The organism is Streptosporangium sp. NPDC003464 (assembly GCF_053588315.1).
Genome location: NZ_JBSFPS010000078.1, coordinates 24284 through 35649, shown reverse-complemented (window position 1 = coordinate 35649; position 11366 = coordinate 24284). Strand labels below are relative to the sequence as shown.

Genomic DNA, 11366 nt, shown 5'->3' with positions numbered 1-11366 from the left:
GGGCCCGGACGCTCTCACAGATCCAGCTCATGTACGCCCCGCACGAGCACTGCGGGGCCATGGCGGCCACCACCGATGTATTACGTACATGAGCCGCAGGGGCACCGAGCCCGCACGCCTCTCGGCACCCCGCTGACACTCCGGCGGAAACCTGCTCCAGGTCCCTTCCGACAGCGCATGTCGCGACCTTGTTTGGTAGAAAGCCGTCCATGGACAACAACCCGCGATCCGGTTCGAAACCCCTGCTGAGCGTCCTGGCGGTCGGCGCGGTGTTCGGCGCGGCCACCTCCCTGGTCAACGCCGTGGCCCAGCTCTCGGTGGATCTGGAGAGCCGGGAAGCGACGACCGGCGGATGGTCGGTCATGGAGATCGTGAGCGTACTGCTGGACTCCGGCTGGGCATGGGCCGGGTCGGCGGTGCTGGCGGGGTTGCTGGCCACCCGCGCCGAGCGGGGCGGTCTTGGGGCCCGGACACTGGCCCGGGGCGCCGTTGCCGGAGCGTTTGCTCTGCTCGCCGCCACGGCGGCGTACTACGCCGTGGACACGGTCGTCCACGGCGTCTCGCTCGGCTCCTACGGGTATGACACGGTCTACTGGTGGGTGGCGAGTATTCTGCTCGGACCGATTCTGGGCGCCGTAGGGGCATGTGCCAGGCGGCCGGGAGCGATCGGTGTGCTCGCGAAGGTGACCGTGCCGGTCGGCGCGGCCGTCCAGATGTTCGTGATGCCACCGGGCAGGAATGAAGTGATCACGACTGTCGGGCAATGGGTCGTGTGGACGACGGCCGCCGTGAGCATCGGCATGGTGGTAGTCCACGTCCTCGGCCTGCGGCGGCAACGGGACTTCTCCAGGAGAGCGGAGTTGCCGCAGAGCCTCGGCAGGGGAACGGAGCTGCCGTAGAGCCTCGGCCGCGGATGAGTGGACTTCCGAGATCGACGCCGTCTCGGAAGCCGACATCCCGCCCGACGTGCTCACCGGCATGACGACCCTCGCTTGGCGAGGACTGACCCCTTGACCCCAGGGCCGGCGCGACTCCCGCCGCACGGCGTCCTGCGCCCTGCGCCCTCGACGAGACACTCCCCCGCTCCCGGGCACAGGGCTACCGGTGGCAGACCACTTCCAGCATGACGCCGTCGGGGCCCTCCCAGAACGTGGCGTAGTAGGCGGGACCGTACTGCGGGAACTCCCGAGGCGCGTGCAGCACGGTCGCGCCCCGGCCGGCCGCCCACGCGTGGAGGCGGTCCACCTCCTGGCGGGTCTTCACCATGAAGGCCAGATGCTGCAGGCCGGGACGGTGGCGTGAATAGTCGCCGTCCTCCACTGCAGGGTAGAAGAACAGGTATGTGCCCGGCTTGCCGTCCGCCGGGCGGTAGGAGAACTCGTCGTCGGCGGCGAAGAAGCTCTCGAAGCCGACCTGGGGCAGGAACTCGTCGTAGTACGCCTTGGCGCGGACGAGGTCGCTGACGTTCATGCCGATATGACCGAGGGGCATCTGCCGATCATAAGAGATCCCTGGGGCCGGAGGGCTCCCAGGTGCACATGTGGGCAGGGGCGGTAGAGTCGGGCCTCATGTCGGAAATACCGCGTGTGCTTGCCGTGCAGAACGATACGAACGGGGGCCCTGGGCGGTTCGGGGAATGGCTGGAGGCCGCCGGCGTCGCCGTCGACGTGGCCACCGCCTTCGACGGGTCCGCCCTCCCGTCACGGCTGGAGCACGACGGCCTGATCGTGCTCGGCGGAGGTTACCTGCCGGACGACGACGACAGGGCGCCCTGGCTGCCGGCCACCCGCGCCCTCGTCGAGCAGGCCCTCGCCCGGTCGGTGCCGTTCTTCGGCATCTGCCTCGGCGGGCAGATGCTGGCCTCGGTCGGCGGCGGGAAGGTCCTGGGCGACGCCGGGGCGCCCGAGCACGGCAGCACGTCCATCACCATGAGGGCCGAGGCGGCGGACGACGTGGTCTTCGGCGGGCTGCCCGCCGCCGTCCCGGCGATCGAGAACCACATCGACGCCATCACGGCCCTGCCGCCGGACGCGGTCTGGCTGGCCGAGACCGAACGCTGTCCCTACCAGGCCTTCCGGCTGGGCGACCGCGCCTGGGGCGTGCAGTTCCATCCCGAGGTGGGGCCCGAACGCATCCAGCGGTGGGACGTCGAGTACACCCGCCGTCGAGGACTTGACCCCGACGAGCTGTACGCCGCCGCCGTGACCGACGACCCGCTCTCGCGGGCCGCCTGGGCTGCGGTGGCCTCCCGTTTCGCCACCCTGGTCAAGGAGGGACGCCCCTAGCCGTTCGCCTGGCGGCGCCGGCCGGGACCGGCGCGCGCCGCCTTCCGCTCGTCTAGGCGTGCGTCCGTGTCGCGGCCTGCCCCTGTCCCATGAGCAGTTGCTCGTGCAGGGCGCGGGCGGTGCGCACGAAGCCGCTCGCCCCCTTGCGAGCCGCCGCCTCCGCGACCGCAGGGGCGGGGCCGCGCGCTCCGGCCCAGCGGGCGGCGTCGATCGCGAAGGAGAGCGCCTGGGTGTGCCCGGAATGTGGCCGCTCGTCCGGTCCTGGCAGGTAGACGGGCAGCAGTCCGGTCATGATCTCCCACACCTGCCGGTGCGCGCCCTGTTCCGCGCATTCCTGCAGGGCCGCGCGTACGTGGCTCAGCTTGGTCACGTCCCTGCGCAGGGACAGCCCGAGCTGCCGCCCGCACTCCACGGCGGGCAGGCAACCTGCGGCGGCTGCGCCCAGCAGCAGCCGCCGGCCGCGCTCCTCCGAGGCGAACATGTCGCGCTCGGTCAGCTGGACGGCGATCAGCAGCGCCATCGCCTCGCCCACCGGCCCGTCCTGGGAGAACAGCGCGGCCACGTACTCATGGAAGTAGCCGGGCCGCCCCCAGGTGTTGAGCAGGTGCGGCAGGAGGTGCATGGCCACCGCCTCCCGGTCCGAGGGCAGCGTCAGCCGCCAGGACTCCATGTACACGCCGTCGCCTCCGCCCGTCCAGGGACGCGGATCGGACAGCAGCGCGTCGATCAGCGCCAGCCCCGTCGGCTCGATCCGGATGCGGGGGTGCAGCCGGGGACTGTGCTCACCCTTCTGGCGGTCGTGCGTGTAGTCGCCGCCGGCGTGCGACCAGTCCACGCCCAGCTCCGGCTCCGGCCGGTCGGCCAGCCATCGCGCCAGCGTGGCGCCCGCCTCCGAGGCCAGCTTCCCGGCGCGGTCGATCACCTCCGGGTCCACCTCCCGCGGCAGCCGCAGCAGCGCCTGCCCCAGATCGGCGGAGAGGGCCTGGACGCCGGCCCGCTCGTACCCCTCCAGGCGGGCCACCAGCTCGGCGGGGTCAAGGTGACCGGAGGTCAGCGTCGGGGTGGCCAGCAGGTACGGCGGCAGCGTCCCGGCCTTCAGCGCGGCGTGGACTTCGGCGCAGCGCAGCAGCATGGCATAGTGCGGCGGCGAGACGTGGCGCGGGTCCGGAAGCCGGCCGGAGTCCACCTTGACGTCGCCCTCGGTGGTGCGCACGCCGATGACGTGCCTGGCGTACTCGGGAGCGCGTTCGCGCTCGGGGACGGTCGGTTCGGCGCCGGGGTCGGCGGCCTCGCGCAGCAGCGCCTCCGTCCACTCGTCGAGGCGGCACCACCGGCGCCGCTCGTAGATGCGGCCCCGGCCGGGGCGCGGCCGCCTGGACGGGTCACGGACGAAGCCGTCGAGCCACCGTTCGAAGGTGATGCCGTCACCGACCTGGTCGTAGGCGGCGGTCAGGTCCTCGAGCGCCGGCGGGAACGGCTCGCGGGCGAGCAGCTCGAACGGCGGCAGCGGCCCGGGCGCGAAGTCGTCGGCCACCTCCGGCTCGGCCGCCACCACGCCGTACGCCTCCGACAGCCGCGCCGCCAGCTCGGCGGGCAGGAAGCTCGCCGCCTCACGCACGGCCTCGGCCCCGGCGTCCGTGAAGCGTCCGGCATGCTTGACGGCCAGGCGCACCGCGCGCTCGCGCACCTCGTACGGCTCGCACAGCAATGCCGAGGCGAGCGCCGCGGCCAGGTCGTCGAGGTCACCGGCTGCGTCGCGGGCGGCCTGGTCCACCAGGGTCAGCCCGGCGCGCACAAGCTTGCCCTCAGGGCGCGACAGCAGCGCCGACACCGCCTCATTGACCTCCTCTCCGCTCAGCTCGCCCGCGCCGCGTAGCTGCCGCAGCGCCAGCTCGGCCACCGGGCCCGGCGCGGCGGGCAGCAGCCGCAGATAGTCGCGGGCACGCTCCTTGCTCGGCGCCGGGTCGAGCATCTCGTGCAGGCGGGCGAAGAAGCGCAGGTCGGCGGCGCTGCCGCCGCGCAGGAACCGGCGTACGCAGCCGTCGACCAGCGCCTCGGGGACCGACCGGCCGGCCGCGACCGCGGCGCGCAGCGCCCCCAGCCAGGTGCGGCGGCCGGCGTCCCAGGAGGGCGGGTCGATGTTGTCCTCGCGCAGCGCCCGGCCCACGCCCTCGACCTCGAACAACCGGGGCACCAGGTGCTCGGCCAGCGGGTCGTGCTCCAGGTCCGGCGGCTGGGACACCCAGGCGATCGTGAGCGGGTCGTGGTCGGGCGGGACGGCGCCGGTGCGGCGCAGCAGCTCCAGGGCCAGCGGCACGCTGTCGTCCCTGGCCTGGGCCCGGCTGCCGCGCAGCCGCAGGGCCAGCCGCACGGCGAGGTCGGCCTGCCACTCCGGCGGCCGCGCGCCGATCACACGCAGCAGCGGCCCGGAGTCGAGCGGCCGCCGCCAACGGGTGAAGTCGCGGCGGTAGAGCCAGGTCGCGACGGCCGCCGCCCCGCCGAGCACCCCCGCGCCGGCGACCCGCATGGGCTCGATCCATTCCCCGCCGTCGGTCCATACGCCCCGGCGCCGGTCGCGTTCGGCGATCGCTTCCCTGGCGACGCTGATGTGGCCGGGCAGCTCGCGGGCCACCTCACGGCGCCCGGCCTCGTCGAGGGCCAGCACAGCGGCCGCGACCAGGGCCGGGTCACCGGCGGTGACGGCCGCGCGCACGCCCGGCCAGGCCCCGCTCTCCGGGGAGTGTGTCGTCATGCCGCACACCGTAGAGATCAACTCCGACAGAAACTGGATCATCCGCAGCGGGCGGAGCGGCCCCGACACCGCTGATGATCTTGTCTGACAGGGTGGTCCTGCAGTGGCAAGCGGTGGAGCTCACCCGGGAGGCGCCTTCCGGCCAGGGCTGGACGGGACCTCAGACAAGTCCGATCAACCCAGTTCAAAGGCCATTCTCCGGTGAACGACCGAGCCGATCCGGGCCGGCCGTGAAAGCCGCGGGCTAGTTGTGCCGGTTGAGGTGCACGGCCGCCGCGCGGGCGAGCTCGGTGCGGTTGGCGACCTGAAGTTTGGCGTAGATGTGCGCCAGGTGAGTCTTGACCGTGCCACGGCTGACGAACAGGCGGGTGGCGATCTCGGGATTGGACAACCCCTCGGCGGCGAGCTCCACCACTGACCGCTCGGCCGGGGTGAGGCTCTCCCATCCGGACTCCGGCCGACGGCGCGGCCCGCGCGCGCGGGTGGCGTAGCCGACGGCTGCGGGCAGATCCATCGCACGACCGTGCTCCACGGCTCCGTGCAGGGCCGGCTCCTGCAGCCGCGCCCGCAGTTCCTCGTCGGCAACGGCGGCACGCAGGAGCGGCCGAGGCGCGATCCCGAGGTCGGAGCGGGCGCGCTCCGCAGCGCCCGCGAGCACCCCGGCCGTCTTGGCCACGCCGCGCCGCAGGTTGAGCAACGCCAGAGATTCCAGGCTGGCGACACGGCCGAGGACGAGATCGTGGTCGATCCGGATCCGTAGGGCCTCATGGTGCAGGTGCAGCGCCCGCTCGGTGTCGGTCGCGTGGATCAGCAGCGCCAGCTCATCCAGCACGCCCGCGCGGATGCGTGGCATCTGTGTGGTCACCGGCGCATCGGACAGGGCGTTGAGCACCCGTGCCGCGGCCGAGTGGTCGCCTGACCGCCGCAGGGCGACCGCCAGCACCAGCTGGGTCTCGGGCGCGAGCCATCCCTCGGTCGGCTCCTCCTGCCAGCGGCCTTCTCGCCAGCACCACTCCACCGCTTCTCGCGGGCGGTCGTGCTCGAGCGCGAGCATCGCCTTGCAGCGCTCCCAGCCGGTGATGAACGGCAGCCGCCCCGATCCGTCGACCAGGCGGTCGATGGGCGCCAGCGCGGCAGCGGCCTCGTCCAGGCGGCCCTGGAGGATGCGGATCTCGGCCAGGACGACCCGGGCCGAGCCGGTCCAGTGCAGGTCACGCAGGGGCTCCGCCGTGGCCACGGCACGCTGGGCCAGCTCGCCCGCCCGCTGAAGCGCACCGGACCGGGCGGCGGCCAGCGCCAGCCAGCCCAGGGCGAAGGACCCGACCCCCCGGTCGCCGCGCCCGAGAAGCCCTTCCACGGCGTGTTCAAGGCATTCGATCGCCTGACGATAGTCGTCGGCGAGCACGTGTATCAGACCGATGAACGCCTCGGCGCAGTCCGCGATGGATCCGTCCCCGGCCTGAACCGCCTCCTCCCTGACCGCCCGGGCCTCCTCCAGCGCCTCGGTGAGGCCCACGGCGAGCCGCCCGATGGCGACCAGCGGTCGTGCCGGCCGTCCTGCCGCGGGCGCGCCGGTCTCGGCGGCCATGTCCTGCGCCGCCCGCGCCACCTCGAACGCCTCGACACCCGGCTCGGCGGTGTTGAGGACCAGCGCCAGCGCCGCCAGGACCTCCGCCTGCAGCGGGCTCCGCTCATCCGCGCCTCGCGCCGCCGCCCGCCGCAGCAGCCGCACCCCCTCGACGCCTCGTCCCTCCAGATGCCACAGCCACGCGCAGGCCGCGGCCAGGCGCCGCCCCCGGGCCGGGTCGGCGCGCGACAGTCCCCACTCGATCGCGGCGTGGACGTTGGGGTAGGCGGCGCCCAGTCGCATCCGCCAGGCGTCCTTGTCGGTGCCCAGCAGCGGCGCCAGCCGTTCCAGCAGGGACAGGTGGATGTCCAGGTGCAGGTCCCGGGCGGCCGCGTCCTCCTGCGCCTCCTCCAGGCGGGCGAGCGCGTAGGCCCGGACGACCCCGAGCATCCGGTAGCCGGCCACCGCCCCCGTCGTGTCCGCCACGACCAGCGATTTGTCGATCAGCCCCCGTAACCCCTTGAGCAGGCGTTCGGGGCCGGGTCCGCCGAGTGCGGCCAGGCGGGTCACGGCGTCCGCGGTGAAGCCGGGCTCGAACACCCCGATCCGCCGGAACAGCACCCGCTCGTCGTCATCCAGCAGGTCGTGGCTCCAGCTCATCGACCCCTGCAGCGTCCGCTGCCGAAAGGGCGCGGTCCGCGCGCCGCCGTCCAGGAGGGCGAACGGCGCGCTCAGGGAGTCCGCGATCTGCGCCAGCGACAGCGCGCCCGCCCAGCCCGCGGCCAACTCCAACGCGAGCGGCAGCCGGTCGAGCCGGTCGCAGATCCGCCTCGCCCCGGGGCGGGCCTCTGCCCCGCTCACCGCGTCCGGCACGGCAGCGCGGACGCGTTCGAGGAACAGTTCCAGCGCATCGGCCAGGTCCATCGGCGGGACCGGCCACACCCGCTCGGCGGCGATGCCGAGCCTGGAGCGGCTGGTGGCGAGCACCGCCACGCGCGGGCATTTCGACAGCACCGCCGCGATGACCCTGGCGGCGTCGTCCAGCACGTGCTCGCAGTTGTCGACCACCACGAGAAATTCGCGATCCCGCAGCGCGCTGACCAGCGCCGGCACCGGATCCGGCTCGGCGGGCAGGAGGACGTCCAGCGCCGCCGCCATCCGGCGGGCGACGTGGCTGCCGTCCGTCTCCTCCTCCAGGTCGACCCAGAACGCCCCCTCCGGCCATGCCTCGGCCGCCAGCCGGCAGACGCGGATCGCCAGCCGGGTCTTTCCGCATCCGCCCGGGCCGGTCAGGGTCAGGACCCGTCCGGCCGTCACCGCGTCGCCGATCGCCGCGAGCTCCGAGGCTCGGCCTACAAACGATGACAGCTCAGGCGGAACGTGACGGACAGCAGACATTCCTGGAAGTATGCCAGCGGATCAGCCACCGGTTCACCGGCGTCTCTGCCAGCTGGCAGATGTTCCGGGCCTGCCAGGACGACAGGATCGCTGTACACGGCGCCACCGGGTCGCCACGAGCACCAAGGAAAGCAGACATGACGCAGAACCCCGACGTCCAGGCCCGCAAGGTTGTCGCCAACATCGCGCTCTCGCTCGACGGCCGGGTCAACGGCCAGGGCGGCGAGGGGGACATGAGCTGGATCATCCCCCACGCCCTCACCGACGGCGCCCGCGACCACATGGTGCGGGTGACGGGCGCCGCCACCACCGCCCTGCTCGGCCGCAAGAACTACGAGGGCTTCGGCTCCGTCTGGCCGGCGGTCGCCAAGGACGACAGCGCCGACCCCCGGGACCGGGCCTTCGCCCAGTGGCTCGACGAGACTGAGAAGATCGTCTTTTCCTCGACCCGGACGGAGGCGCCGTGGCAGAACTCCCGTCTCGCCGACGCCGATCCCGCCGAGGAGGTAAAGCGGCTCCGCCGGCAGCCCGGCGGCGACATCATCGTCCTGGCCAGCGGCAGCGTCATCAAGGCCCTGCTGGCCGGGGACGAACTGGACCGGCTCAGCATCACGCTCTGCCCGGAACTGGTCGGCGGCGGCGCCCGGCTCTTCCCCGACGGCCTGCCCGCCACGTCCTGGTCGCTCACCGACCTGTCGACCACCGAGTCCGGCGCGATCTGCCTGATCTACGACCGGATCAGGAACGCGGGCTGACCCCTTCGCGACGTCGGCCGGTACGCCGCCGAGCCGGCTCCGCGACGTGCCGCCCGCGGCCACGCAGGCTCGGCCGCGGGCCGCGGGCGGGCAGGTGGTCTCCGGACCGGCCGCCGATCAGGCGGTACGCATCACGCCGGCCAGCGGGTGAGGATGCTGATGCCGAGCATGCGCGCACCGGTCTCGGTACGCGGGCGGTGTGTGCTGCCGGGCGCGAACACCACATAACTGCCCGGCCCCAGGCGCTGCCCACGGTCGACGAACTCTCCCGAGATCACGTAGTAGCGTTCCTCTCCCTCGTGCACGTCCACCTCGGGCCACTCGGTCCCCGGGGCGAAGTCATACATCCATCCGCGCGCCCATTCCGTGGCCGGCAGGCGCCGCCGGATGATCCCGGGGACGACCTCCACCGGTTCGACCTCGTCAACGTGCAGGACCTGAACATCACCGGACTTGTGCGTCATGGACCCATCGTCGTGGCGCCGGCCGTACCGGCCCAGTGTCTGAAATGACGCCTTCAGGTACTTTCCTGCCATGAGTGCTCATCGAGTGGTCGCCCTGGTGCTGCCACCGCAGTCCACGTTCGAGCTGGCGTGCGCCGCCGAGGTCTTCGGCATGCGCCGCCCCGGTCTGCCCGCCCGTTACGAGTTCGGCGTGTGCGCGGAGCGTCCGGGCGCCGTGCCGACCCTGGCGGGCTACGACATGGTGGTCGGCCAGGGGCTGCCCGCGCTGGAGACCGCCGGCACCGTGGTGATCCCCGGCTGGCATCGCCGGGAGCAACCCGCCCCGCGCGCCGTGATCGACGCCGTACGGCACGCCCACCGGCGCGGCGCCCGCATCGTCGCGATCTGCTCCGGCGCCTTCCTCCTCGCGCAGGCGGGACTGCTGGATCACCGCAGAGCGACCACCCACTGGCGGATGGCCGCCGAGCTCGCCGCCCGCTTCCCCGCCGTTCAGGTCGAGCCGGACACCCTGTACGTCGACCTGGGCGACGTCGCCACCAGCGCCGGCACCGCCGCAGGCATCGACCTGTGCCTGCACCTGGCCCGCGCCGACCATGGCGCCGCCCACGCCGAGCAGATCGCCCGGCACATGGTCATGCCGCCGCATCGCGAGGGCGGGCAGCTGCAGTACGCCGCTCCGGCCCTCACCGGCCACCCGCCGGAGTCTCTGGCCGCCATCCTCGACTGGGCCGTCGAACGGCTGCATGAGCCCCTCGCCGTCAGCGACCTCGCCGCGCAGGCCAAGATCTCCCCGCGCACGCTCGCCCGCAGGTTCGACGACCAGCTGGGCATCGCCCCCGGCCGATGGCTGCTCCAGCAACGCATCATGGCCGCCCGCACCCTTCTGGAAGAAACGGACCTCCCGGTGGAGACGATCGCGACCAGGGTCGGCCTGTCCTCGGCCGCCAACCTCCGCAGACGTTTCCACGCGATGGTGCGCACCACGCCTGCCGCCTACCGCCGCTCCTTCGGCCGCAATGCCGGCGGCACGCGACCGGGCGCCTGAGGCACCGATCGCGCTCGCGCAGGAGCTGCGCGAGCGCACGGGACAAGACCGTCCAGCAGATCGCCGACCTGCCCGGCGTGCCGCGCTCCACCACCTACGGGCCCCCAAGGATGTCACCGCGTCTCGCCGGCCGAAGAAATCTCCCACGAAGGCATGGTCCGGCAGCTTGCCCAGGGGATGGCTCAGGCGTACTTTACGTAAAGTACGTACTTGATGATGCGGCTGGAGAGACGAGTGGAGCAGAAGGAGCGCGAGTTCGTCGACCGGATGGGGCTGGTCTTCGAGCGGTTCGCCGCGACGCGGACGATGGGCCGCATGTACGCGTGGCTGATGATCTGCGACCCGCCGCACCAGTCGCTCACCGAGCTGGCCGCCGACCTCGGCGTGAGCAAGACCGCGGTCAGCACGGTCGCCCGCCAGATGGAGGGGGCCGGAATGCTGGAGCGGGTGCCCGCACCGGGCCGCGAGCACCGCTATCGGATCGTGCGGGGCGGATGGGCGCACGCCCTCGGGGTCCAGCTCGCCGGCGTGCGGCTCGGCCTGGAGACGCTTGACTTCGGGCTGTCGGTCGTCGGCGAGGACCGGCCCGAGCAGCGGGCGCAGGTGGAGGAGTCGAGGCGGTTCTTCGCCTTCATCGAGCACGACGCCGACGGGCTGGTCGAACGCTGGCAGGAATATCGCGACAAGCAGGCGGACGGCATGTAAGGAGGCCGATGAACGCGGAGAAGATGGATTTCACCGGGATCGGTGACGAGGGGATCACCTGGCCCCTGCTCGGCACCCACTACATGCGGGCGTACGAGAGTCGGCTGCCGGCGCCGATCCTCGCCGACCGCCACGCGGCCCGTACCGGACGATCGGCGCGCCGGTGACCGGCGACGGCCACCTGGTGCCGCGCTTCCGCCGGGGCCCGCACGGCGCTCGGGAGGCCGAGCGCCGGAACCCCCGGCCCGCCCGCGCCGAGCGGGCCTCCTCCGGCAAGCACTACCGCAGGATCCCGGTACGCCGCCACCGCGTGCTCCACCGGCTGATCAACGCCGTCCCGGCGCTGCGGAACATGGGCCACACCTACCGGTTCACGTTCGGCTGACCACCATCAA

General features: G+C 72.9%; 11 protein-coding genes. 7 read left to right on the top strand and 4 right to left on the bottom strand.

Annotated elements, in window-relative coordinates:
* Positions 1–209: 209 nt before the first annotated feature.
* Entirely contained in the window at positions 210–899 is a 690-nt protein-coding gene (locus tag ACWDS7_RS19205; RefSeq protein ID WP_451930362.1) for a hypothetical protein, read from the top strand.
* A 199-nt stretch (positions 900–1098) separates the two neighbouring features.
* On the opposite strand, the gene ACWDS7_RS19200 is transcribed toward ACWDS7_RS19205, so the two are convergent.
* Positions 1099–1491, bottom strand: a complete 393-nt coding sequence (locus ACWDS7_RS19200) for a VOC family protein (RefSeq protein ID WP_451930361.1) — start codon at positions 1489–1491, stop codon at positions 1099–1101.
* A 104-nt stretch (positions 1492–1595) separates the two neighbouring features.
* Here ACWDS7_RS19200 and ACWDS7_RS19195 point away from each other — a divergent pair, with 104 nt between their 5' ends.
* Complete coding sequence (locus tag ACWDS7_RS19195) at positions 1596–2285, top strand: type 1 glutamine amidotransferase (protein WP_451930360.1); 690 nt, start codon at positions 1596–1598, stop codon at positions 2283–2285.
* A gap of 52 nt (positions 2286–2337) precedes the next feature.
* On the opposite strand, the gene ACWDS7_RS19190 is transcribed toward ACWDS7_RS19195, so the two are convergent.
* The gene (locus ACWDS7_RS19190; protein WP_451930359.1) at positions 2338–5037 is read right to left on the bottom strand and encodes a DUF7824 domain-containing protein; all 2700 of its coding nucleotides are present in this window, start codon (positions 5035–5037) and stop codon (positions 2338–2340) included.
* A gap of 244 nt (positions 5038–5281) precedes the next feature.
* Entirely contained in the window at positions 5282–8002 is a 2721-nt protein-coding gene (locus ACWDS7_RS19185) for a helix-turn-helix transcriptional regulator (protein ID WP_451930358.1), read from the bottom strand.
* Positions 8003–8139: 137 nt separating this feature from the next.
* On the opposite strand from ACWDS7_RS19185, the gene ACWDS7_RS19180 reads away from it, so the two are divergent.
* The gene (locus ACWDS7_RS19180) at positions 8140–8757 is read left to right on the top strand and encodes a dihydrofolate reductase family protein (RefSeq protein ID WP_306873143.1); all 618 of its coding nucleotides are present in this window, start codon (positions 8140–8142) and stop codon (positions 8755–8757) included.
* A gap of 131 nt (positions 8758–8888) precedes the next feature.
* Here the strand turns inward: ACWDS7_RS19180 and ACWDS7_RS19175 are convergent, their stop codons facing one another.
* Positions 8889–9221, bottom strand: coding sequence for a cupin domain-containing protein (locus ACWDS7_RS19175; RefSeq protein ID WP_451930357.1), 333 nt, complete (start codon positions 9219–9221; stop codon positions 8889–8891).
* Positions 9222–9291: 70 nt separating this feature from the next.
* Between ACWDS7_RS19175 and ACWDS7_RS19170 the strand changes: the two genes are divergently transcribed.
* From ACWDS7_RS19170 to ACWDS7_RS19155, 4 genes are all read left to right on the top strand, one after another.
* A complete protein-coding gene (locus ACWDS7_RS19170; RefSeq protein WP_451930356.1) occupies positions 9292–10266 on the top strand; it encodes a helix-turn-helix domain-containing protein in 975 nt (324 codons plus the stop codon).
* Positions 10267–10500: 234 nt separating this feature from the next.
* Positions 10501–10971 carry a GbsR/MarR family transcriptional regulator gene (locus tag ACWDS7_RS19165; protein WP_306873150.1) on the top strand — a complete coding sequence of 157 codons (471 nt, stop codon included), beginning with the start codon at positions 10501–10503 and terminating at the stop codon, positions 10969–10971.
* Between the two features lie 8 nt (positions 10972–10979).
* Positions 10980–11138, top strand: coding sequence for a hypothetical protein (locus ACWDS7_RS19160; protein ID WP_451930355.1), 159 nt, complete (start codon positions 10980–10982; stop codon positions 11136–11138).
* On the top strand, positions 11135–11356 hold the full coding sequence (locus ACWDS7_RS19155) for a hypothetical protein (RefSeq protein ID WP_451930354.1): 222 nt from the start codon (positions 11135–11137) through the stop codon (positions 11354–11356). Before ACWDS7_RS19160 ends, ACWDS7_RS19155 begins: the two co-directional genes overlap by 4 nt.
* The last annotated feature ends 10 nt before the right edge of the window (positions 11357–11366 follow it).